Genomic DNA, 21,778 nt, shown 5'->3' with positions numbered 1-21,778 from the left:
ATGGCTGACGCCCAACCCAAAATGACCGTCTCCACCACGGATGTCGCCGTCGAAATCATCGGCATGAACAAGTGGTATGGCGATTTTCACGTGCTGCGCGACATCAATCTCAAGGTGATGAAGGGCGAGCGTATCGTCATCGCCGGACCTTCGGGCTCCGGCAAGTCGACCATGATCCGCTGCATCAATCGCCTGGAGGAGCACCAATCCGGCACCATCATCGTCGACAATATCGAGCTCACCAACGATCTGAAGAAGATCGATGAAGTGCGCCGGGAAGTCGGCATGGTGTTCCAGCACTTCAACCTTTTTCCGCATCTGACCATTCTGGAAAACTGCACGCTGGCGCCGATCTGGGTCCGAAAAATGCCGAAGAAGGAAGCCGAGGAAGTGGCAATGCACTACCTCAAGCGCGTCAAGATTCCGGAGCAGGCGAACAAATATCCGGGCCAGTTGTCCGGCGGCCAGCAGCAGCGCGTGGCGATTGCCCGCTCGCTCTGCATGAAGCCCAAGATCATGCTGTTCGACGAGCCGACGTCGGCGCTCGACCCGGAAATGGTCAAGGAAGTGCTCGACACGATGGTCAGCCTTGCAGAAGAAGGCATGACCATGCTGTGCGTCACCCATGAAATGGGCTTTGCCCGCCAGGTCGCCAACCGTGTCATCTTCATGGACCAGGGCCAGATCGTCGAGCAGAATTCGCCGCAGGAATTCTTCGACAATCCACAGCACGAGCGTACGCGGCTGTTCCTCAGCCAGATCCTGCACTAGGGACCGTTGCCTCCGCCGATCCGCCGGTCAGGCATGGGTCTATGCCCTTACTCCAGGCTATGGCGGATCGGAACGGTCGCAGGACCGGGACGCGCTTAGTGCGTCTAGCGGCCGCGTCTCCCGTCAAGCAGAGGGAGGAAGGGGCTCAGGCCCCTCCTTTCATTTCGCCATGGACTGCACGCGGCTCGCGGCACGTCATGCGCGGCGCCGACCTACCATTTGAAGGTATAGTTCGCGCTGATATTGCTGGTCGGCTGGGTCGCAGCCGTCGTCTGTTCGATACTGCCATTCAGGGAAAGACGTTCACTGATCTTCTGCTCGACTGCAAGACCCGCGCCCAACTCTCTGAACGTGTCGAGCGCCTTGGCCTGCAGAATGACCGCCGTGCCGGTTGCGGCGCGCGACAGTCTGACAGATTCGCTCGCCTCGCCGACCCAATTGGCGGCCGCCCCGTCATATCGCATGCCGTATTGACGATTGACCTCGACATCCAGCGCCTCGCTGGCAATGCGTTTTTCAGACATGATCACCCGAGCGCCGCTACTCCCGGTTACAGCGTCGAGGTTGATGCGGATATCGCGGTTCAACTGATAGGCGGGCGTTTGGATGCTCGATGCGGTGATCTTGCCCCATAACCGCACTGGCGTGTTCACGACATCATTCTTTTGCGAATCCAGACCGAGATTGATGCCCGCTTCCGGCTGCAACTCGCTTGGAAGTCGAAAACCGAGCTTAACGGCATAGCTGGTGTCGGAATTTTTCGTCGGCGTCCAGATCAGCGGCCGCTCGTCTGCCAGACCGTTGCCGGCAGTCAGCAGCACCATTGCGGAGGCCAGTACGCCCCCGATGCGTGAAATCAATTGAGCCATAAAATCCCCATCGAGGCTTGTCTGTGCGCGCTTGCCGCTTTTCGACAGGCTTCGACGCAGTTCAACCCGCACGGGACCGTCATGGACCTGAAAAAGCCCCATCCCGTGCCGACGATGTTCCGGAATGACGTGGCAACCCGGAAACAAAAACGATTTTCAATACGTGGGCAGCGCACCCGGGGGCATCAGCGAACGAACGCTGCCCCCAAGGCTACACCCGCGGCAAACGCCAAGTGGCGCTTGCCCGCGTTATCGCGCTCATGGCGACAACGGAGACAAGGATAGGGACAATTGAGGTTATTATAAAGCCTGAATGCAACATGAACGAAAAAGCGGCGATGACATTTATTTGAGCGCGACAAAATTGCCGCACCGCAACAAGCCATTTGATAACTGTACACTTTACCGAATGCGCACCAGGCGGCCCCGGCGGATTACCCCGCCGGAATTGCGCCGATACAGAGCTTCGCGTTGCCGTAATCAGTGCCTTGCCTCCCCGGGGGCAGACTTGCTATTTCGCTATTAAGGAATAGTCTTCATCGATCAGGGTCTGGGACTTCCATTATGAGCGAATTAGAAACAACCGTTTTTGCCTTATCGTCCGACGATGCTGCCGTCTTCCATTGGAATGTCGACGCCAATCTCCTGTGTGCCGACGAGCATTTTGCCGAGATATTTGGGCTGGATGCGCAAGCGGTCCTCGATGGCCTGCCCATCGAAACCTACCTCAATTGTGTGTGGGAAGGCGACCGTGCTTCCGTCGCGAAAACCCTGCATCGGGCGATTTCCATTGGCGGATCCTGTTTCCAGGACTATCATATCGCTCGCTCCGACGGCACGTTCGTACATGTGATTGGCATTGGCCGCTGTTTTCGCAATATTGAAGGCGAAGCAACGCGCTATGTCGGCGTCGTCTTCGATGACGTCGAACTGACTGCAGATCAGGCTCGGGACTTGCTGTCCGCATGTCGCCACGACCATCCCGAGACCGCGCCCGGACATAAAAACACCGACCCGTCGACCCTTGCGATGCAAACAATGGAGCATCTGGAGGAGGAAAAAGACCAGAGGAATAGACGGGTCGTCATGCATCACTGATGCCGACCTTTTAAAGGCAGGCATAGTACTTCAGCCCCCGCCCCCGCAGTCCAGCCGACATGCCCTTCGCGCACAGCGTTTGCGCTGGCAGTGCGCTTCCATTTGCCTCTTCGCCGGCGGGAAGCCGCCCGCCCTCAGCGTTCCGTGGCGATTTCGCGAAGGCCGCGAGTTCCATCGGCTAACCGGTTACGAATGACCGTTGCATACGGACCGTATGGGCCGTTCTCCCCTCCATACGGCCGCCTCATCCATCGAGACGAAGGCTCAATTGCCTCCCAGCTTTTGCCATTGCGGCGGGCTGCTTGAGATTGGCGATCTGGATCCGCTCGAAACGGTCCTTTTTCTCCCGGTCCCAGCGCTCTCGTCGTTCACGCGATTTTTCCACCGCAGCCAAGGCACGCTCTATAACGATGCTTCGCTGACTTCGATCTTCAAGCATGGCAAACTCCATTCACCGCCTTGTTCCCCTTATGTTCCACATTAAGTGATTGAAGTCAAGCGAGAGCTGGCATGCGCGATACCCCCGTCGTACGGCCGATAGAATAGCCAACCGACCGCTACGCAGGCGGTCAGCTCAACAAATCATCAGCCGCTAGACCCCGACGCCTATGGCGGGTCAGTTCGGCCCATCGAGCCATTTGGATGGCATCAGGATGATCACCATGGTCTGGCCCGGGGCGTTCTACGGGCCTGGGCACCACCCGACGCCGCGCAGAGGGGCGCAAAAACAAAAAAACGCCCCTCGCCGGCAGGCAAGAGGCGCTGGTAGAATCAGTAATTCTGCGATCAGCAGGACGTACCAGCGGTGCCGGCACCGGGATTGGTTGCGCCGCTGCTGGACTGGCCGGACTGAGCCGCACCCTGCGTACCGCCAGGAGCGCCGCAATTGGTGTTGGAACTGCCCTGCTGAGCGCCCTGATTTGCGCCAGCGCTGCCGCCCGAGCTTGCACCGCTATTGTTGCCGCCATTGTTGTCACCGCCGGTGCCGCTGGAGCCGCCGGCGCCTTGGGCCATGGCCGAGGTTGCAAGGCCGAGAGACAGTGCAGCAGCTGTGAGAAGCTTGATCATTGGAGGTTCCCTCTGATGGTTTCTGTATGCCCGGCTACAACAGCACCATTTCATATTTGGTTCCATCGCCATCCCCCGATGTATGACACAGGCCAGTCGTGTCAGCCAATGACCGACAGAAGTGGTGAAGCATCATCGTCGCCTAGGATGCAGTAATTGTCGCGTGGCCGTGAGCCTTTGGCATCAGAACGCGCGAAATCTGCCAATGCTGGTGAAATGGCTGGATCAGATCGGCGAGACGGAAATGGGTGCGAACTAATCCGGCAGCGGCCGTGGACATACCTCAACGTCGAGTACCAGCCCCCAACAAGGGCGACAGCTGTCAAAGCTTCCGACATTATTGACGGAACCCAAGGGTAAATATCGAAGAGGCGCCCGAGAGATGTCGGGCGCCTTCGTTTTCTCTAATTCTTGCAGGTTTTTGGCGACCCCTGCAGGACTCGAACCTGCGACCTACTGCTTAGAAGGCAGTTGCTCTATCCAGTTGAGCTAAGGGGCCGATTGCGCGCCGAAGATCAGTGCGTCCAGGGCGTCGTGCGGTTATAGCGGAAATTATCGGTGTAGGAGACGGTCTGACGGGCTGCTTCCTTAGGCGGGATGACACGGTATTCGATACCGTTGCGCTCCGCATAGGCGCAGGCCTGCTCCAGGGTTTCGAACGTCAGCTTGAGCTGCTGTTTAATGTCGGCAGAAGACGTGTAGCCGAGAATCGGATCGATGCGACGGGGTTCTTCCTGATCGAATTCCAACAGCCAGAGATGGGTCTTCGCCTTGCCGGACTGCATGGCGGTCTTAGCTGGACGATAGATCTTGGCAGACATGCTGTGCTCGTTCCCGATATGGGCATAGACCGAGCCCGGTATCGATGGTCGGAGTGGAGAGATTCGAACTCCCGACCCTCTGGTCCCAAACCAGATGCGCTACCAGACTGCGCTACACTCCGTTCCTGCGATGAATGCGAGATACACGGTTCATGCTGTTGCTGCAACAGCAAAAAACGCTCTTCACACATCAATCGTTCGCCATCCGCACCCTATTGCGCGTTGCCAATCCGCCGGCTTCTCACGAGATCGCCCCGCTGGATGCCCAGCGCCTTGCTGCGCCCGCCGTTCAGTTCCAGAACGTAGCGTACAGGACCGCGCGACGATATGATCGCGTCCGACTGCGGCTCTGCATTCTCGTGGATATGCGTAACCCTGCCGTCGGCGTCGATAAACAGCATGTCGAGCGGAATGAGCGTATTGTGCATCCACATGCTGACATCGCGGGAATTGACGAAATCAAACAGCATGCCGCTATCCGGCGCCATCGCACGGCGCAGCATAAGGCCCTGCTGGCGCTGCATGTCATCAAGCGCGAGCTCTACCGTGAAGGCATGACGGGTGCCGTTTGCCGATTCGATCACCAGCGGCTCGCTGTCGAACCGGATGGGCGCAGCAGCGGCGTTTCCCGCAAAAATGAAAAGCGCCAGCAATGCGCTTGCGAACAGTGCCGAAGCGAACGCGCGCATGTTCAATGCGCCCTATTGCCGGGATTGGGATTGTCGGGATGGATTTCCGCCGCCATCATGCCCTTGTCGCCGGGCCCAAAACGCACCAACACGACCTGGCCCGGCCGAAGCTCCGTCAGGCCGAAGCGGCGCAGCGTTTCCATATGGACAAAAATGTCCTCCGTGCCTTCGCCGCGCGTCAGGAAACCAAAACCCTTCGTGCGGTTGAACCACTTGACGATCGCGCGCTCCAGGCCGCTCGTCGGCGTCACCTGGACATGGGTGCGCACCGGCGGCATCTGCGAAGGATGCACTGCCGTCGATTGATCCATCGACAGGATACGGAATGCCTGGAAACCGCGATCCCGGCGCTGGATCATCGCGACAATGCGCGTTCCCTCGAGAATTGTCTGGTAACCGTCGCGGCGCAGACAACTCACATGCAGAAGAACATCCTGCATGCCGTTATCGGGAACGATGAAACCAAACCCCTTGGCCACGTCGAACCACTTTACCACACCGGTAATCTCGATGAGCTCGACCGGTTCGCCCGAGAGCTCTTCGAATGCGGCAATGTCTTTCGATGACATTCTGTCAGCCATGTTTTCTCAGCCCCTCGATACGCGTCACGAAGTTACGGTTAACTGATTCTTAGAAGTCAGAATAACATTGCGCCGACCATGGAGCGCAAGCCCCGACTTCTTTTATCTTTTGCTTATGCCACATGCCTTGTCCCAGGCTGGCGAGTGGCGCATATCGCCGGTGTCACCCATTCCCAGACATGACCAAAACAGGAAGGCCCCCATGCGCTATCTTCACACCATGGTCCGCATCAAGGACATCGACGCCTCGCTGAAATTCTACACCGAAATCTTCGGCCTTCAGGAAGTACGCCGCCATGAAAACGAAAAAGGTCGCTTCACACTGATCTTTCTTGCCGCCCCGGACGATGTCGAAGCCGCACGCGCCAGCAAAGCGCCCTGCCTGGAACTCACATACAACTGGGATACGGAAGATTACAGCGGCGGCCGCAATTTCGGCCACCTCGCCTATGAGGTCGACGATATTCACACCTTCTGCCAGCGGCTGATGGACAAGGGCGTGACCATCAACCGTCCGCCGCGCGACGGCAACATGGCATTCGTGCGTTCTCCCGATGGCATTTCCATCGAGATCCTGCAAAAGGGTGCGGCATTGACGCCGGCCGAACCGTGGATCTCCATGCAGAACACCGGAAGCTGGTAGGCCCACGGTTTCCCGACAGCCTGACACAGGCTTGCCAGCGCATCATGCGGGCCTGTGTCATGTCGCAAGCAGGGAATGCCAGTGTCCAGCCCGTCCATAGTCAAAGCCAGAACCGCATCGCCTGCGATCTTATCGGCCGTCCTCTCGGCCGTTCTGGCGATCGTCGCCCTTTCCGCCTCCGGCTGTTCGCTGACCAGCAGAAAGCCGGAGGCGCCGACTAACAAGGTGGCCTCCGGCCCGCGGCCGACCTCCGCGCTTGAGGCGATGCAGCAGGCAACCGGGGACGCGCGACGCGAGAGAGCGGACAATGGCACCACCGCCTATGTTGACCCGCTGGTGAGCGCCCGTCCCGGCGAGGCGGGCGGCGCCACAACCGTTCGCGATTTTCGCGCGTCGGGACGAAGTGCGCTTTCCGCGATGCGAAATGGCAGCGCATCCGCCGAACCCGCACTGCTGGTCAGCACTGGTGCCGGCAGGGCGCGAGCAATCACAGGACAGGTGGAAACCATGACGCCTCGGGCCGTAGCGGCCCAGACGGCAATGGCCCAAACGGAAATGTCACAAGCGTCGATGGCGGGCGTTGTCACTCAGCCGACCGGCATCCAGGCCGGCCGTAACAGTATCTTTTCCGCAGGTGCGGTCCCGACTGCCGAAAACACCGCCGAACCGGCAGCACGGTCGGCCGCCGCATCCGCCACCCATGCGGCTGCTTCCCTCAGCGCAGATGCGGTCGCCGATGCGCCCGTGCGCCGGATCAGTGGTACGACGGGCGGCCTGTTTGCGGGCGGCCCGCAAATGGCGGCCGCCTCCAATGGCATCGGCGCGACCGGTACCGCCGGCCCCACAACGCCGACTATTGCAACGAGCCCGGCAGCATCCGTCGCCGAGCCCGTCGTCCAGGGGCTGTGGTAACGGATCGCTTCGGAGCAATCTCTGGAACGGTCTGAAAATGCAAAGGTTTTCGACATTATGGACGGCGCTCGAAAGCGCCGTCATTTTTTTGTAAAAAATCATCATCGGGTGCTTGCGGAAAAAAAAAGGCCTGACTATAAGGGCGCCACCGCAGCAAACGCGGACACGGCATGCGCCCTTCGTCTATCGGTTAGGACGTCAGATTTTCATTCTGAAAAGAGGGGTTCGACTCCCCTAGGGCGTGCCACTCTCCCCTTCACAGATCGACCACACACTGTTCCGGTATACACCGGTTATCCCCAGCATGCGCACGGGGTTTCCGATCAGTATGCGTGTTTGGAACCTGGCGGCAACCTCTTGTTCGGCAAGGAAAAATTGCGCGGTTGCGGCGCAGTTTCCACAGGACCTTGCGGCAGCCAGTTTTTTCTCGCACAAATTCGTCCCGACCGTCATTTTCCCGCTTGCGACATCCGAGGACCGTGACTATAAGGGCGCCACCGCAGCAACGCGGACACGGCATGCGCCCTTCGTCTATCGGTTAGGACGTCAGATTTTCATTCTGAAAAGAGGGGTTCGACTCCCCTAGGGCGTGCCACTCCCTCCCCCCTAAAAAGACTACTGAAAAACGCGAACGTTCGGTTCGTTGCCAACGGTTCCCTGCGTGACGTCGGGCGACCGTTAAAGCGCTTTGGCGGCGTCCAGAATGCGCAGTTGGACGCGGCGGCTGGATTGCCAGTGGTCGGCACTCAGATTGCCGGCGGCGTGAATCTGGGTACCTCGGCCGTTGAGCAGCATCTGACCGAGCGGGGTATCGGCTGACCGAAAACTAATTCCGTCGATGCGGCTGCCATCGACGGCTTCCAGCGTGACCTTCACATGGGCGGCGCCGACCGGACGCGAATCCACGATGCGATGTGACGGCAGCGCAAAAACGGGCTGGGCGTGGCCGGAGCCATAGGGACCCGCCTGTTCCATGCGATCGATCAGTTCCAGCGTCGCACCGGAGGCCGATAGCGCCCCGTCTATCTTGAGTACGTGATTGGCCACCAGCGACGGCACGTCCTTTTCAGCGCGCGCTTCGAAAAATGCACGCAGTCTGCCCAGATTGGCCCGGTCAACCGTCAGGCCAGCCGCCATGGCGTGGCCGCCCCCCTTGGCCAGCAGACCCTCATCCACGGCCGCACGTACCATCCGGCCCATGTCGAAGCCCGGAATGGACCGGCCGGAACCAGTGCCGCGCCCGGACGGGTCGAAGGCGATGGCAAAGGCCGGGCGCTTGAACTTTTCCTTTATACGGGCGGCGATCAGGCCGACGATCCCGGCATGCCAGTTCTGGTTGGCGGTCACGATGACCGAGGCACTTTCACCATTGCCGTATTCGGCCAGGACCTCGCCTTCGGCTTCCGCCAGCATGACAGCCTCCATCGCCTGGCGTTCGCGGTTGAGCTCGTCCAGACGTTCGGCGATCACGTCGGCCGCCGGTCCGTCATCCAGCGTCAAAAGTCGGCTGCCGAGCGCCGCATCGCCGATGCGGCCTCCGGCATTGATGCGCGGGCCGATCAGGAAACCCAGATGATAGGGCGTCACCGGGCCGGCCAGCCCCGCCTTGCGAAAGAGCGCCGCAAGCCCTGCATTGCCCATATGGCGGGCCGCCAGCAGCCCCTTGACCACATAGGCGCGGTTGAGGCCCTTGAGAGGCACGACATCACAGACCGTCGCCAGCGCCACGATATCGAGCCAGGCAAGCAGATCCAGCGAACCTGCCTGCGGATGCTGCCGCTCGCGCAGGACCCGTGCGGTTGCCACGAGAACGAGGAAGACGACGCCGGCGGCGCACAGATGCCCCTGGCCAGAGAGATCGTCCTCGCGGTTGGGATTGACGAGCGCCAGACAGGGCGGCAGTGCCTCGCCGAGCTGGTGGTGATCGATGACCAGCACGTCGCAGCCTTCATCGCGGGCGACAGCAAGCGAATCATGGCTGGTGGAACCGCAGTCCACGGTCACGATCAGTTGGGCCCCATTGGCGATCAACTGGCGCACCGCAGCCGGATTGGGGCCGTAGCCTTCGAAAATGCGGTCGGGAATGTAGATCTCGCTGGCAAGGCCGAAATGGCGCAAGAAGCGCGACATCAGGGCCGAGGAGGCCGCGCCGTCGACATCGTAATCGCCGAAAATTGCGATGTTTTCTTTCCGCATGACCGCGTCGGCCAGACGTAGTGCTGCCTTCTCGCAATCGGTCAGCGTGAACGGATCGGGCATCAGCGAACGGATGGTCGGATCGAGGAAGGCCGGCGCCTCGTCGACACCGACGCCACGCCCGGCCAGCACGCGACAAACGAGTTCGGGGATGCCGTGAACCTGCGACATTGCCAGTGCGCGGTTGAGACCAGCCTGATCAAGGCGCGCCATCCAGCGCTGGTCGCTGACTGACTTGTCGACGCCCAGAAAGGCGCGTGCGATGGGATCGGCTGGCTCGGAGGCGGTAGGCATGATGGGGCTTGGGCTCATGCGAGCCATCTAGCCCATTCCCCCGGCACCCGACAATATTGGAATCTGCTAGGAGTTGGAAGGAGCGGGCGAACCCAGGATACATTCACAGCTGCGCGCCGCGAACGGCGTCAGAACAACCAGATCAGAAACGTCACCACGATGACGAGAAATGCCGGGACAGACAACAGCACAAGAAGTGCTGCCCAGTTGCGCGTGCCCTGAAAATCGTCGTCGCTTTCGCTCCCCTTCCAGCCATCAAGCAATCGAATATTGGCAATGCTCTCTGCAGCCGCATCGACGATCAAACGTGACAGGTTTTCCGCCACACCCAATGACATTTCAGAGAGCCTCCCCGCGTTTTCTGGTTGGATATGTTCATATACCAAAGCCAAATACAAAACCAGCCCACGTCGTTCGCGGGCAAGATCTCACCAAAAATAAACTTGAAGCGAGGCGGCCCGCCCGAACAGATGCCAGATGCGGCGGCATCTGATACTTTTCGAGGGCGCGTCGACCAAGAATAACATATCCGTGATCGGCGCAGTAAATCTTAGAAGGCCTTTGGCCTTTCGATACGGATCACCTGCGGTTCGCCGGCCAGATAGGTCCCGGACTTGATCGCGTCGACGGCCTGGCGGACCGAATGCTCGGTCGTCGCATGGGTCACGAGAATGATCGTCTTGGAATCCTCTTCCGCTCCCTTGGCGCGCTGCACGATGGATTCGAGCGAAATGCCGTTATCTGCCATTCGCGTGGCAACATCGGCAAAGACCCCCGCCCGATCGAGTACGGTCAGGCGAATGAAGTAACCGCCCTCGTGGCTCTGCATCTGGGCGCGGGTGTAGGGCGCAAGCGAAGCCGCAGGATTACCGAGAACCGGAACGCGCTGCGTGCCCGGCTGGCTCTTGGCAATATCGGCGATGTCGCCTAGCACGGCCGAGGCCGTCGCATTGCCGCCGGCACCGGGGCCCACCATCAGCAATTCGCCGAGAATGTCCGACTCGATCGCCACCGCATTGGTGACGCCATCGACTTGCGCGATGACGCTGTCATGCGGGACCATGGTCGGATGCACGCGTTGTTCGATGCCGCTATCGGTGCGAAGCGCCACGCCGAGCAGCTTGATGCGGTAACCGAGATCGGCCGCCGCCTGGATATCCTCGGTGGAAATGTTGGAAATGCCTTCGAGATAAATCTCGTCGGCGGCAATCTGCGTGCCGAACGCAAGCGTCGTCAAAATGGCCAGTTTGTGGGCGGTATCATTGCCCTCGATATCGAAGGTCGGATCGGCTTCGGCATAACCGAGACGCTGCGCTTCCTTGAGGCACGCCTCGAAGGACAGGCCTTCCTTCTCCATGCGCGTCAGGATGTAATTGCAGGTGCCGTTCATGATGCCGTAGACGCGCGACACGACGTTGCCCGTCAGCGATTCGCGTAGCGCCTTGATGACCGGGATGCCCCCGGCGACGGCGGCTTCGTAGTTCAAAAGCACGCCCTTGTCCTCGGCCATCACGGCAAGCTCGACGCCGCAGCGGGCCAGGAGCGCCTTGTTGGCGGTCACGACATGCAGGCCCCGCGCCAGGGCTGCACGTACCGACTGGTCAGCGGCGCCTTCGGCACCGCCCATCAACTCGACGAAAACGTCGATATCGGCAGAATTGGCCATGTCCACGGCCGAATCGAACCATTGGATCGCGGAGAGATCGACGCCGCGGTCGCGGCTTCTGTCGCGTGCGCTGACCGCCGTAATCGTAATCGGGCGTCCGCATGTCCGGGCGAGTTCGCTTGCGCGTTCGCCGAGAATGCGCACCAGGGACGAGCCCACGGTACCAAGACCCGCAATGCCGATTTTGAGGGCGTCAGCCATCTGTGATTTCCTGATTTTGGTGTCGAAGGCGGGCGTGACCGAAGCATCGTCCGGTCGCGCGGGAATGGTTCTGTCAGCGATGCGCGTTGAGCGAAATCACGTTGTGCATGGTCTCGTCGGCGCTAGACATGAACTTCTTGATGGATCGGGCCGCCTGGCGGATGCGATGCTCGTTTTCCACCAGCGCCAAACGCACGTAATCGTCACCCTGCTCGCCAAAACCGATGCCGGGAGCCACGGCCACATCGGCCTTTTCGACCAGCAGTTTCGAGAATTCGAGCGAACCGAGATGGCGGAACTTTTCGGGGATTTTTGCCCAGGCGAACATGGTCGCGGCCGGCGGCGGCACTTCGAAACCCGCCTTGCCAAACGTGTCGACCATCACATCGCGCCGGCGGCGATAGACGTTACGCACTTCGGCAATATCGGAACCATCACCGTTCAACGCATGCGTCGCCGCCACCTGGATCGGCGTGAATGCACCATAATCCAGATAGGATTTCACGCGAGTCAGTGCCGCGATCAGGCGTTCGTTGCCGACGGCAAATCCCATGCGCCAGCCGGGCATGGAAAACGTCTTCGACATCGAGGTGAATTCAACGCAGACGTCGAGCGCGCCAGGCACTTCCAGAACCGATGGCGGCGGCGCGCTTTCGTCGAAATAAATTTCAGAATAGGCGAGGTCGGACAGCACGATCAGGTCGTGCTTCTTCGCGAACGCGATGACATCCTTGTAGAAATCCAGCGAGGCGACATGCGCCGTCGGGTTGGACGGATAGTTGATGATCAGCGCCAGCGGCTTGGGGATCGAATGCTTGACCGCGCGTTCCAGCGGCGGGAAAAAGCTCTCGTCCGGCTCGACCGACATCGAACGGATCACGCCACCGGCCATCAGGAAGCCGAAAGCGTGGATCGGATAGGTCGGGTTCGGGCACAGGATGACATCGCCCGGCGCCGTGATGGCCTGCGCCATGTTAGCAAAGCCCTCCTTGGAACCGAGGGTCGCGACAACCTGCGTATCCGGGTTCAGCTTCACGCCGAAACGCCGGGCATAATAGGCAGCCTGGGCGCGACGCAGACCGGGGATACCCTTGGACGACGAATACCGGTGCGTGCGCGGGTCCTGAACCACTTCGCACAGCTTGTCGACGATCGCCTTTGGCGTCGGAAGATCGGGGTTGCCCATGCCGAGATCGATAATGTCCGCGCCACCCGCTCGCGCGCTGGCCTTCAAACGGTTGACCTGTTCGAAGACGTAGGGCGGAAGGCGCCGAACCTTATGAAACTCTTCCATGTCACTCCCCTTGGAAGGATATAAGCCTTGGGCCGCAACCGATGCGGCTCATCTGTGGCTGCTGCGTGCTTTGCGACCAATCGGGCACAAAGGCAAGCCTAGTTGCCGGAGATTTTAGCGTCCGCTTCGGTTACGTGACCGGTTGCGACGGCCTGCAATTCGGCAACGCGTTGCTGATATTCCGCCTCCGAAATCGAACCGTTGCTGCGCGCTTGCGCGAGCGCCGACATCTGGCTTTCCTGGCTGACATATTCGGCATCGTCGATTTGCGTATTGGCAGCCGTCAGCTTGCCGTCGAACGTCGGGTAGGTATTGGTCTGCTTGCGGGCAATCGGCCCAGCCGGCGGTACGGCGCGCGAAGACACGACAGTCGCCTGCGGCGCGGTGTTGGGAATACCGTCATCCAGCGCGAAGCAGCCGGACAGCGCGCCCGGAATGGCAATCAGGGCAGCCCACAAGGACAATCTGCCGTACGCGTGCCTCATTTTTTCCATTCCCTGCGTCCACCTTTCATTCAAACGTCCGTTGGCGAGCGCCAGTCGTCGGACTTGTATTCGCTTTCGATCGCCATATACAAACGAAAACGGACTTTAATTCAACAGAGACCGGACGGCCAGCGTGAGCGCGAAAAAAGACCAGACCGGCAATGCAAAAAGCCAGAGTTTTCCCGGCTTTGATCCTGCCGCGCTCGATCCCTATCTGGTCAAGGATCCCCAGAGTCTCGCCGTCAACCTTGCCCGCGCCGCCGAAAATTTCGGCAAGGCTGCGACCGAATGGCTCGGGCCGCGTGAACGCGGCGCCGTCGTCGATACGCTCGATCCGTTGAGTGACCTTATAAAGTCGCTGTCCAAGGTGGCCGAATACTGGATGGCTGAGCCACAGCGGACACTGGAAGCACAGACCCTGCTGCTATCGAGCTACATGGCCATCTGGGCCCGTTCGGTCGCGCGCTTCTCCGGCGAACAGGTACCGCCCGAACCCGAGCTGCCGAGGGACAAGCGATTTGCCGACGAGGACTGGACCAACAACCCGTTTTTTGCGGTCGTGCGGCAGGCCTATGTCGTGACGGCGGACTGGGCCGCCCAACTGGTGAACCGCGCCGAAGGTCTCGATGCCCATAGCCGCCATAAGGCGGAATTCTACCTGCGCCAGGTGACCGCGGCACTGTCACCCGCCAATTTCGCCCTGACCAACCCGGAGGTTTTTCGCGAAACGGTCGCATCAAGCGGCCTGAACCTCGTTGAGGGCATGGCCAAGCTCGCCGAGGATATCGCCAGGGGTGGCGGCGAATTGCGGCTTCGGCAGACCGATGAAAGCAGCTATATCGTTGGCCGCGACCTCGCGATCACCCCCGGCAAGGTGGTTGCTCGCAACGAAATCTGCGAAGTCATCCAATATGCGCCAACGACCGAAACCGTGTTCAGGCGGCCGTTGCTGATCGTGCCGCCTTGGATCAACAAGTACTATATTCTCGACCTGACCCCACAGAAAAGTTTTGTCCGCTGGTGCGTCGAACAAGGCCATACGGTGTTCATGATCTCCTGGGTCAACCCGGACGAGAGGCATGCAGAGATCGGCTGGGAAAATTACATCGAAGCAGGGATCGACTTTGCCCTGAAGACGGTTCGCACCGCGACCGGCGAAGACGATGTCAACGCCATCGGATATTGCGTGGGCGGCACGCTTCTCGCTACGGCTTTGGCCCGCAACAGCGACGAGCCGAAACCGCGACAGTCCCGAGTCGCATCTGCCACCTTTCTTGCCGCCCAGATGGATTTCACCCATGCCGGCGATCTGAAGGTCTTTGTCGACGACGAGCAGTTGGCGATCCTTGAAAAGCACATGGCCGATGTCGGTTATCTGGCAGGATCGAAAATGGCGACCGCCTTCAACATGCTGCGCGCCTCCGAACTGATTTGGCCCTATGTCGTCAGCAATTATCTGAGGGCGCGCGATCCCCTGCCCTTCGACCTGTTGTACTGGAATGCCGATTCGACCCGGCTCACCCCGGCCAGCCACGCCTATTACCTGCGCACCTGCTATCTCGACAACGCCCTGAGCGAGGGACGTATGGTCCTTGCTGGAAAGCCGATTGCGCTGTCCGACATCACCATACCGGTCTACAGTCTCGCAACCCGCGACGACCACATCGCGCCGGCAAAATCGGTCTTCAACGGCACGATGCTGTTCGGTGGCCCGACCGAATTCGTGCTTGCCAGTTCCGGTCATATCGCCGGCGTGGTCAATCCGCCCGAGCCGGAGAAATACCGCTACTGGTCAGGGGCACCGCTTTCAGGGTCGCTGGACGACTGGCTCTCGGCGGCCTATGCGCAGGGCGGTTCCTGGTGGCCGAACTGGCAGAACTGGATCGCGGCGCAGGACCAAACCCAGGTGCCGGCCCGCCAGCCGGGCGGCAACAGGCTGAAAACGCTCGGCGACGCGCCCGGCACCTATGTTCTCGTCCGCTCCTGAGTTTCACCGAGGCAATGCAGTTCTCCTCTCCCCTCGTGCCGGCGAGACTGGTCAGCCGCTACAAGCGTTTCCTGTTCGACGCCATCCTCGACGACGGCACGGCCATTACCGGCTCTTGCCCGAACACCGGCTCCATGCGCGGACTGACGACGCCCGGTTCGCGCATCTGGCTTTCCGAGCATGACAGCCCGACACGCAAATATCGCTACATGTTCGAAATGATCGAGGCCGACGATACTATCGTCGGTATCAATACCGGTCTGCCCAACAGGCTGGCGGAAGAAGCCATCCTCGCCGGCCTCCTGCCTGCGCTTGCCGGCTACGATCTGCTCAGGCGCGAACAGAAATACGGACTGAAATCGCGGATCGATTTCCTTTTGTCGTCCGAAGGGCGTCCGGACTGCTATGTCGAAGTCAAGAACGTGCATTTCATGCGGCAGGCCGGCCTTGCCGAGTTTCCCGACACAGCCACCCAACGCGGCACGCGTCATCTGGATGAACTCGCAGACATGGCCGAGGCCGGGCACCGCGCCGTGATGCTCTACATCGTCCAGCGCAACGACTGTGATGCCCTGCGCATCGGCGGTGACCTTGATCCGGCCTATGCCGGCGCATTCCGCCGCGCCGCCTCGCGCGGCGTCGAGGCCTATGCCCTGGCATGCGAGGTGACGCCGCATGAAATCAGGGCCGTAAGATCGATCGCCGTGCAACAGCTTCTCCAAGGCAGGGCTCCGCACAAATCTGCCTCCCTGAAATGAAGGCAATGGACGAACCCCGCTCCACTCCTTTATGAACGGAGGGTAACTTGATGAAGGCACGGCAATGGTAAGTTACATCGACGCGGTTTCCGCACCCTTGAAGAACACTGGCGCGATCCGGCTCTATACGGCCGAGGACTTCGCCGGCATGCGCAAGGCGTCGCAACTGACCGCCCGTTGCCTCGATGAACTGGCCGCGCTCGTCAAGCCGGGCGTCACCACCAATGCACTGGATCGTTTCGTCTTCGAATTCGGCATGGATAATGGCGCCCTGCCGGCAACGCTCGGATATCGCGGTTACAAATATTCTGTCTGCACCTCGCTCAACCACGTCGTCTGCCACGGCATGCCGGACGACAAGCCGCTGCGCGAGGGCGATATCGTCAATATCGACGTCACCTACATTCTCGACGGCTGGTATGGCGATTCAAGCCGCATGTATCCGGTCGGCCAGATCAAGCGCGCCGCCGAACGCCTGCTCGAAGTTACCCACGAATGTTTGATGCGCGGCATTGCCGCCGTCCGCCCCGGCGCCCGTATCGGCGCCATCGGCGAAGCGATCCAAACCTATGCGGAAGCGCAGCGCTGCTCCGTCGTGCGCGATTTCTGCGGCCATGGCGTCGGGCAGATTTTTCACGATACGCCCAATATCCTGCATTACGGCCGCGCCGACGAAGGTCCGGAAATGCGCGAAGGCATGATTTTCACGATCGAGCCGATGATCAATCTCGGCAAGCCGCATGTGAAAGTGCTGGCCGATGGCTGGACGGCCGTCACCCGCGACCGCTCGCTATCGGCGCAATACGAACACGCCGTCGGCGTCACCGCCACCGGCTGCGAAATTTTCACGCTGTCGCCGGGCGGCCTCGACCGCCCCGGCCTGCCACCATTACAGGGCTGACATGGCAAAACCTCCCGCCTTTCCCTTGCTTGACGGTGATGATCCCGCGGATGGGGCGGAGGCGGAAGATGGTTTAGTCGATGAGCGCGGTTTCTTCGCCGAACAGGCCGGCCGCCGCGACAATATCAGGAAGGCGATCGAGGCCAGCGGCGCAACGGAGCCTCCCGCGCATTATCACGGTCACAGGGAGCGCCTGCGTGACAAATATCGCGACCATGGCGATACCGCGCTTGCCGATTACGAAATCCTCGAGCTTCTTCTGTTCCGCTCCATCCCGCGCCGCGACACAAAACCGCTCGCCAAAACCCTGATCGCCCGTTTCGGCAATCTTGCCGGCGTGCTCGGCGCGCCGCTTGGGCTGCTGCGGGAAGTGAAGGGGGTCGGAGAAAACGTCGCGCTGGACCTGAAACTCGTCGCCACCGTCGGCCAGCGCATGCTGAAAAGCGAGTTGCGCGAAAAGCAGGTTCTGTCCTCATGGTCGTCGGTCATCAATTATTGCCATGCAGCCATGGCCCATGAAGAGCGCGAACAATTCCGAATCCTCTTTCTCGACAAGCGCAATGCTCTGATCGCCGACGAGGTGCAAGGCAAAGGGACGGTCGATCACACCCCGGTTTATCCGCGCGAAGTGGTGCGCCGCGCGTTGGAGCTTTCGGCCACGGCCTTGGTTCTCGTCCACAATCATCCTAGCGGCGACCCGACCCCGTCACGCGCCGATATCGACATGACCAAGACGATTATCGACACCGCGAAACCGCTGGGGATCGCGGTGCATGATCACATCATCATCGGCAAGGACGGCCATGCCAGCCTCAAGGGACTGAGGCTGATCTGACCGTCGCCTGACAGGGCGTCAAACGGCGAAATAGGCATCCTGATCGAGATCGGCGAGGAGGTCCGGCTGGGTCGGCGTCCACCTGAGCAGATCCGCCGTTCGCGCGCTTGTTGCCGGCGAATCCATCCCGGCAAAATGCGCGAACCAGCCAAAATGTTCTGCCGCTTCGTCGCCTGTTTTCGACACGACCGGCACGTTCAGGCGTCGCCCGATGATCTCGGCAATCTTTCGGAAAGCAATGCTTTCCTCAGCCACGGCATGATAGCGCGGTTCGGCCGCACCGTGTTCCAGCGCCAGTCGGTAGACCCGCGCCGCATCCAGACGATGCACGGCCGGCCAGCGGTTCTCGCCATCGCCGATATAAGCTGCCACGCCTTTCTGCCGCGCGAGATTGATCAGCAGCGGCACAAAACCGTGGTCGCTGACGCCATGTACCGAGGGCGGAAGCCGCACGAGTGACGCCCGCACACCACGCTCCCTCGCCGCCGCCGTCGCCTCTTCCGAGGCAACACGCGGAATGACCGAGGAGCCGACATTCGACATGTCATGTTCCGTCGATGGCCGGCCAAGCTGCAAAAGCCCGGTTCCGGATGTCACCAGCAAAGGCCGGTCGGAACCGGCCAGTTCATCCGCCATCACCGCGATAACGTGACGATCCTCCTCGCAGCTCTCCTTGAACCTCGAAAATCGTGGTTGAAGCCGGTATGGATGACGCCATCGGCCTTGGCGGCGCCTGCCCGCAGACTGGCATGGTCATCCAGCGAACCGCGATGGACATCGGCACCGGCAGCCTCAAGCGACGCCGCACCGGCATCGGAGCGGGAAAGCCCCAGAACTTGATGGCCGGCATCGAGAAGGTCCCGCACCACAGCTGAACCCACGAAACCGGTTGCACCCGTTACAAAGACGCGCATATGAAATCCTCATGCTCTATGCTGATAGGTGTCAACTAAAGCCGGGGGGCCGCGCGTTAAAAGCCGTGACCTTATACCGGTACCCCGACTAACAGGCTGATGCGCATGTCAACGATCGAGACATCCGAGAACTACTTCGCCACTGAAAACCTCCTCGGCAATTATCTGCGCGACCGGCGGGCCAAACTAGACCCGAGCGATTTCGGCATTTCCACCACGCGGCGGCGCACGCCGGGCCTTCGCCGGGAAGAGATCGCCCTACGTGCCAATGTCAGCGCCACCTGGTACACATGGCTGGAACAGGGCCGCGGCGGCGCGCCCTCCGCCGATGTGCTTGATCGTCTGGCCAAAGCCATGGGCATGAATGCCGTCGAGCGCGAACATCTCTTCCTGCTCGCCCAGCACCGGCCGCCGGAAATGCGCAGGCTGCCGTTCGAGCCGGTGTCGGCACAATTGCAGCGCGTCCTCGATTCGATGGAATACAGCCCGGCGCTGGTGCGCACCGCGCTATGGGACGTGGTCGCCTGGAACGACGCGGCAGCGGCCGTGCTCTATGACTATGCGGCGCTTGCGCCGAACGAGCGCAATATCCTGAAACTGGTTTTTCGCAATGCCCGCAAGGTCATGCCGCATTGGGAAACCGATGCCCGCAACGCCGTCGCCGCCTTCCGGGCGGAAGCGGTGCGCACCTGCGATCCGCAGGCAGTACAGGCGCTGGTCGATGAACTCAGCGCGCAAAACCCGGAATTTGCGGCGATCTGGGGCGATTACGACCTTCAGAACTACGGCGAAGGTATCAAACGCATGCGCCACGCCACGGCTGGCGATCTGGCCTTCGAATATTCGTCCTTCGCCGTCGATGGCCGGCCGGATCTCGGCCTGATGATCTTTACCCCGGCGACCGCCGCTGACGCCGGGCGCGTCAGGGCGTTTCTCAACGATCGCCGGGCAAAGGCCTGATCGTTCCCGTCAGGCCACCTGCACCAGATGGCCTTCCGACACTTCACGATATTCGCGCACCGGTGGACGGTAATCCATGCCCCGAACCGGGCTTTTCAGCTCGTCGTTGGAAATGCCGCGACGGATGCCGCGACGGGCGGGGTCCGGCACCGGAACGGCCGACATCAGCTTTTTCGTATAGGGATGCTGCGGGTTTTCAAACACGGAGGCACGCGGCCCGATCTCGACGATCTCGCCTAGATACATCACCGCGACGCGGTGGCTGACGCGTTCGACAACTGCCATGTCGTGGGAGATGAACAGGAAGGCGATATCGAGGCTCTGTTGCAGGTCGAGCATCAGATTGCAGACCTGCGCCTTGATCGAGACGTCGAGCGCCGACACGCTTTCATCCGCCACGATCACCTTTGGATCAAGCGAAAGCGCCCGCGCGATAGCGATGCGCTGGCGCTGACCGCCGGAAAACTCGTGCGGAAAACGGTCTGCCATATCGGCTGACAGGCCGACCTTTTCCAAGAGATCGGCCGTCTTTTCCCTGGCCTGCTTGATAGTGCCAAGCCTGTGCTTGATGAAGGGTTCGGCAATTGCCGCACCGACACTCATGCGTGGATTGAGCGATGAGAACGGATCCTGGAAGATCATTTGGACGCTCTTGCGCAGTTGACGCAGACCGACCTGATCGAGACGCATGACATCATAACCATCGATCGAGACTTCGCCCGATGTCGGCTCGATCAGCCGCATGATCGAACGACCGGTCGTCGACTTGCCGCAACCACTCTCCCCCACGAGCGACAATGTCTCGCCCCTGAACAGGTCGAACGAGACATTTTCGACCGCATGCACCGCGCCGGTCTGGCGCGAAAACAGGCCGGAGCGCACCGGGAAGCGGGTAACCAGATTCTTGACCGCCAGAAGCGGCGTCTTGCCCTTGCCGACCGTATCGGTGAGTTCGATCGGTTCGGCCGCCTCGCCCGTCTTCACGTCGACGATCGGGAAGCGCGTCGGCCGCTTACGCCCTTCCATCGAGCCGAGTTTCGGCACGGCCGAAAGCAGCGCCCGCGTATAGGGATGCTGGCCGCGCAGGAAAATCTCCTCCGTCGCGCCCGCCTCCACCTGATCGCCACGGAACATCACGATCGTACGGTCGGCAATCTCGGCGACCACGCCCATGTCGTGGGTAATGAAGAGAACGGACATGCCCTCCTCTTCCTGCAGGATTTTTATGAGGTCCAGGATCTGGCCCTGAATGGTCACGTCGAGCGCGGTGGTCGGTTCGTCGGCGATCAAGAGTTTCGGCTTGGAGGCCAATGCCATGGCGATCATCACACGCTGACGCATGCCGCCGGAAAACTGATGCGGATATTCATCGAAACGCGACGAGGCATTCGGGATGCGTACCTTTTCGAGAAGCCGCACCGTTTCCGCGCGTGCTTCGGTCGGCGTCATGCCCTTGTGGCGAACGAGAACCTCGGAGATCTGCCGGCCAATGGTGAAGATCGGGTTCAGCGACGTCATCGGCTCCTGGAAGATCATGGCCATGTCGTTGCCGCGCACGCGGCGCATATCCTTTTCCGACAGCGTCAGAATGTTCTGGCCGTTCAGGAAAACCTCACCTTCGATCCGGCTCGATCCCGGCGCCAGAAGCCGCATGATCGACAGCGAGGTGACGGATTTGCCCGAACCGGATTCTCCGACGATGGCGACCGTTTCACCGGCATTCACATCGAAGGAGATGTTACGAACCACCGTCTTCCAGCCGTCATCGGTTCTGAACGCGGTAGAAAGATTGCGTACCGACAGAACGGGCGGATTTTGAACTGTGCTCTCCATGG

Annotated in this window: 21 protein-coding genes, 4 tRNA genes and 1 pseudogene; 11 read left to right on the top strand and 15 right to left on the bottom strand. The window is 60.6% G+C overall.

The features are described 5' to 3' along the window. Positions 1–771, top strand: a complete 771-nt coding sequence (locus tag ACQKKX_RS09315; RefSeq protein WP_427570348.1) for an amino acid ABC transporter ATP-binding protein — start codon at positions 1–3, stop codon at positions 769–771. Positions 772–983: 212 nt separating this feature from the next. Here ACQKKX_RS09315 and ACQKKX_RS09310 read toward each other — a convergent pair whose 3' ends face one another. Then, entirely contained in the window at positions 984–1,640 is a 657-nt protein-coding gene (locus tag ACQKKX_RS09310) for a hypothetical protein (protein WP_427570347.1), read from the bottom strand. A gap of 564 nt (positions 1,641–2,204) precedes the next feature. Between ACQKKX_RS09310 and ACQKKX_RS09305 the strand changes: the two genes are divergently transcribed. Then, positions 2,205–2,738 (top strand): PAS domain-containing protein, encoded by a 534-nt coding sequence (locus tag ACQKKX_RS09305; protein WP_427570346.1) that lies wholly within the window; start codon positions 2,205–2,207, stop codon positions 2,736–2,738. A 244-nt stretch (positions 2,739–2,982) separates the two neighbouring features. On the opposite strand, the gene ACQKKX_RS09300 is transcribed toward ACQKKX_RS09305, so the two are convergent. From ACQKKX_RS09300 to ACQKKX_RS09270, 7 genes are all read right to left on the bottom strand, one after another. Further along, a complete protein-coding gene (locus ACQKKX_RS09300; protein ID WP_427570345.1) occupies positions 2,983–3,177 on the bottom strand; it encodes a hypothetical protein in 195 nt (64 codons plus the stop codon). Between the two features lie 347 nt (positions 3,178–3,524). Continuing rightward, positions 3,525–3,806 (bottom strand): hypothetical protein, encoded by a 282-nt coding sequence (locus tag ACQKKX_RS09295; protein WP_427570344.1) that lies wholly within the window; start codon positions 3,804–3,806, stop codon positions 3,525–3,527. Positions 3,807–4,228: 422 nt separating this feature from the next. Next, a tRNA-Arg gene (locus tag ACQKKX_RS09290) sits at positions 4,229–4,305 on the bottom strand. A gap of 16 nt (positions 4,306–4,321) precedes the next feature. Continuing rightward, positions 4,322–4,627, bottom strand: coding sequence for an ETC complex I subunit (locus tag ACQKKX_RS09285; RefSeq protein WP_427570342.1), 306 nt, complete (start codon positions 4,625–4,627; stop codon positions 4,322–4,324). Between the two features lie 45 nt (positions 4,628–4,672). Continuing rightward, positions 4,673–4,749: transfer RNA gene (locus ACQKKX_RS09280), tRNA-Pro, on the bottom strand. Positions 4,750–4,839: 90 nt separating this feature from the next. Further along, positions 4,840–5,316 (bottom strand): DUF192 domain-containing protein, encoded by a 477-nt coding sequence (locus ACQKKX_RS09275; RefSeq protein ID WP_427570341.1) that lies wholly within the window; start codon positions 5,314–5,316, stop codon positions 4,840–4,842. Positions 5,317–5,318: 2 nt separating this feature from the next. Then, on the bottom strand, positions 5,319–5,897 hold the full coding sequence (locus ACQKKX_RS09270) for a cold-shock protein (protein ID WP_112731213.1): 579 nt from the start codon (positions 5,895–5,897) through the stop codon (positions 5,319–5,321). 202 nt (positions 5,898–6,099) lie between these two features. Between ACQKKX_RS09270 and gloA the strand changes: the two genes are divergently transcribed. The 4 genes from gloA to ACQKKX_RS09250 all read left to right on the top strand — a co-directional run bounded on the left by gloA (position 6,100) and on the right by ACQKKX_RS09250 (position 8,047). After that, positions 6,100–6,540 carry a lactoylglutathione lyase gene (gene gloA, locus ACQKKX_RS09265; RefSeq protein ID WP_427570340.1) on the top strand — a complete coding sequence of 147 codons (441 nt, stop codon included), beginning with the start codon at positions 6,100–6,102 and terminating at the stop codon, positions 6,538–6,540. An 81-nt stretch (positions 6,541–6,621) separates the two neighbouring features. Next, positions 6,622–7,452, top strand: coding sequence for a hypothetical protein (locus ACQKKX_RS09260; protein ID WP_427570339.1), 831 nt, complete (start codon positions 6,622–6,624; stop codon positions 7,450–7,452). Positions 7,453–7,624: 172 nt separating this feature from the next. Then, a tRNA-Glu gene (locus ACQKKX_RS09255) sits at positions 7,625–7,699 on the top strand. 273 nt (positions 7,700–7,972) lie between these two features. Next, positions 7,973–8,047, top strand: a tRNA-Glu gene (locus ACQKKX_RS09250). A gap of 83 nt (positions 8,048–8,130) precedes the next feature. On the opposite strand, the gene recJ is transcribed toward ACQKKX_RS09250, so the two are convergent. From recJ to ACQKKX_RS09225, 5 genes are all read right to left on the bottom strand, one after another. Continuing rightward, positions 8,131–9,960 (bottom strand): single-stranded-DNA-specific exonuclease RecJ, encoded by a 1,830-nt coding sequence (gene recJ / locus ACQKKX_RS09245; protein WP_427570614.1) that lies wholly within the window; start codon positions 9,958–9,960, stop codon positions 8,131–8,133. A 110-nt stretch (positions 9,961–10,070) separates the two neighbouring features. Further along, positions 10,071–10,334, bottom strand: coding sequence for a hypothetical protein (locus tag ACQKKX_RS09240; protein ID WP_427570338.1), 264 nt, complete (start codon positions 10,332–10,334; stop codon positions 10,071–10,073). Between the two features lie 158 nt (positions 10,335–10,492). Then, positions 10,493–11,809 carry a homoserine dehydrogenase gene (locus ACQKKX_RS09235; RefSeq protein ID WP_427570337.1) on the bottom strand — a complete coding sequence of 439 codons (1,317 nt, stop codon included), beginning with the start codon at positions 11,807–11,809 and terminating at the stop codon, positions 10,493–10,495. 73 nt (positions 11,810–11,882) lie between these two features. Then, complete coding sequence (locus tag ACQKKX_RS09230; protein WP_427570336.1) at positions 11,883–13,103, bottom strand: LL-diaminopimelate aminotransferase; 1,221 nt, start codon at positions 13,101–13,103, stop codon at positions 11,883–11,885. Positions 13,104–13,201: 98 nt separating this feature from the next. Beyond that, positions 13,202–13,588, bottom strand: a complete 387-nt coding sequence (locus ACQKKX_RS09225; protein WP_427570335.1) for a hypothetical protein — start codon at positions 13,586–13,588, stop codon at positions 13,202–13,204. A gap of 133 nt (positions 13,589–13,721) precedes the next feature. On the opposite strand from ACQKKX_RS09225, the gene ACQKKX_RS09220 reads away from it, so the two are divergent. The 4 genes from ACQKKX_RS09220 (at position 13,722) to radC (ending at position 18,069) form a co-directional block, all read left to right on the top strand. Further along, a complete protein-coding gene (locus ACQKKX_RS09220; RefSeq protein WP_427570334.1) occupies positions 13,722–15,575 on the top strand; it encodes a PHA/PHB synthase family protein in 1,854 nt (617 codons plus the stop codon). 14 nt (positions 15,576–15,589) lie between these two features. Continuing rightward, positions 15,590–16,333 (top strand): DNA/RNA nuclease SfsA, encoded by a 744-nt coding sequence (gene sfsA, locus ACQKKX_RS09215; RefSeq protein ID WP_427570333.1) that lies wholly within the window; start codon positions 15,590–15,592, stop codon positions 16,331–16,333. Positions 16,334–16,397: 64 nt separating this feature from the next. Continuing rightward, positions 16,398–17,234 carry a type I methionyl aminopeptidase gene (gene map, locus ACQKKX_RS09210; RefSeq protein WP_427570332.1) on the top strand — a complete coding sequence of 279 codons (837 nt, stop codon included), beginning with the start codon at positions 16,398–16,400 and terminating at the stop codon, positions 17,232–17,234. 1 nt (position 17,235) lies between these two features. After that, positions 17,236–18,069 carry a RadC family protein gene (gene radC, locus ACQKKX_RS09205; protein ID WP_427570331.1) on the top strand — a complete coding sequence of 278 codons (834 nt, stop codon included), beginning with the start codon at positions 17,236–17,238 and terminating at the stop codon, positions 18,067–18,069. Positions 18,070–18,087: 18 nt separating this feature from the next. Here radC and ACQKKX_RS09200 read toward each other — a convergent pair. After that, a pseudogene (locus ACQKKX_RS09200) lies at positions 18,088–18,983 on the bottom strand (SDR family oxidoreductase). 105 nt (positions 18,984–19,088) lie between these two features. Between ACQKKX_RS09200 and ACQKKX_RS09195 the strand changes: the two are divergent. Then, positions 19,089–19,943: a helix-turn-helix transcriptional regulator gene (locus ACQKKX_RS09195; protein WP_427570330.1), complete on the top strand. Its 855-nt coding sequence runs from the start codon at positions 19,089–19,091 to the stop codon at positions 19,941–19,943. Between the two features lie 9 nt (positions 19,944–19,952). Here the strand turns inward: ACQKKX_RS09195 and ACQKKX_RS09190 are convergent, their stop codons facing one another. Continuing rightward, complete coding sequence (locus ACQKKX_RS09190) at positions 19,953–21,776, bottom strand: ABC transporter ATP-binding protein (RefSeq protein WP_427570329.1); 1,824 nt, start codon at positions 21,774–21,776, stop codon at positions 19,953–19,955. Between the last annotated feature and the right edge of the window lie 2 nt (positions 21,777–21,778).

Origin of the sequence: Neorhizobium sp. NPDC001467 (assembly GCF_050275975.1) — a bacterium.
GTDB lineage: Bacteria > Pseudomonadota > Alphaproteobacteria > Rhizobiales > Rhizobiaceae > Neorhizobium.
Note: the sequence above shows the minus strand (reverse complement) of the source record. Positions and strands in the feature narration are given on the sequence as shown.

Bases quoted from the DNA above. Each gene is read 5' to 3' on its own strand.
- ACQKKX_RS09315 (WP_427570348.1), top strand. From the start codon at position 1: ATGGCTGACGCCCAACCCAAAATGACCGTCTCCACCACGGATGTCGCC.
- ACQKKX_RS09310 (WP_427570347.1), bottom strand. From the start codon at position 1,640: ATGGCTCAATTGATTTCACGCATCGGGGGCGTACTGGCCTCCGCAATG.
- ACQKKX_RS09305 (WP_427570346.1), top strand. From the start codon at position 2,205: ATGAGCGAATTAGAAACAACCGTTTTTGCCTTATCGTCCGACGATGCT.
- ACQKKX_RS09300 (WP_427570345.1), bottom strand. From the start codon at position 3,177: ATGCTTGAAGATCGAAGTCAGCGAAGCATCGTTATAGAGCGTGCCTTG.
- ACQKKX_RS09295 (WP_427570344.1), bottom strand. From the start codon at position 3,806: ATGATCAAGCTTCTCACAGCTGCTGCACTGTCTCTCGGCCTTGCAACC.
- ACQKKX_RS09285 (WP_427570342.1), bottom strand. From the start codon at position 4,627: ATGTCTGCCAAGATCTATCGTCCAGCTAAGACCGCCATGCAGTCCGGC.
- ACQKKX_RS09275 (WP_427570341.1), bottom strand. From the start codon at position 5,316: ATGCGCGCGTTCGCTTCGGCACTGTTCGCAAGCGCATTGCTGGCGCTT.
- ACQKKX_RS09270 (WP_112731213.1), bottom strand. From the start codon at position 5,897: ATGGCTGACAGAATGTCATCGAAAGACATTGCCGCATTCGAAGAGCTC.
- gloA (WP_427570340.1), top strand. From the start codon at position 6,100: ATGCGCTATCTTCACACCATGGTCCGCATCAAGGACATCGACGCCTCG.
- recJ (WP_427570614.1), bottom strand. From the start codon at position 9,960: ATGAGCCCAAGCCCCATCATGCCTACCGCCTCCGAGCCAGCCGATCCC.
- ACQKKX_RS09235 (WP_427570337.1), bottom strand. From the start codon at position 11,809: ATGGCTGACGCCCTCAAAATCGGCATTGCGGGTCTTGGTACCGTGGGC.
- ACQKKX_RS09230 (WP_427570336.1), bottom strand. From the start codon at position 13,103: ATGGAAGAGTTTCATAAGGTTCGGCGCCTTCCGCCCTACGTCTTCGAA.
- ACQKKX_RS09225 (WP_427570335.1), bottom strand. From the start codon at position 13,588: ATGAGGCACGCGTACGGCAGATTGTCCTTGTGGGCTGCCCTGATTGCC.
- sfsA (WP_427570333.1), top strand. From the start codon at position 15,590: ATGCAGTTCTCCTCTCCCCTCGTGCCGGCGAGACTGGTCAGCCGCTAC.
- map (WP_427570332.1), top strand. From the start codon at position 16,398: ATGGTAAGTTACATCGACGCGGTTTCCGCACCCTTGAAGAACACTGGC.
- radC (WP_427570331.1), top strand. From the start codon at position 17,236: ATGGCAAAACCTCCCGCCTTTCCCTTGCTTGACGGTGATGATCCCGCG.
- ACQKKX_RS09195 (WP_427570330.1), top strand. From the start codon at position 19,089: ATGTCAACGATCGAGACATCCGAGAACTACTTCGCCACTGAAAACCTC.
- ACQKKX_RS09190 (WP_427570329.1), bottom strand. From the start codon at position 21,776: ATGGAGAGCACAGTTCAAAATCCGCCCGTTCTGTCGGTACGCAATCTT.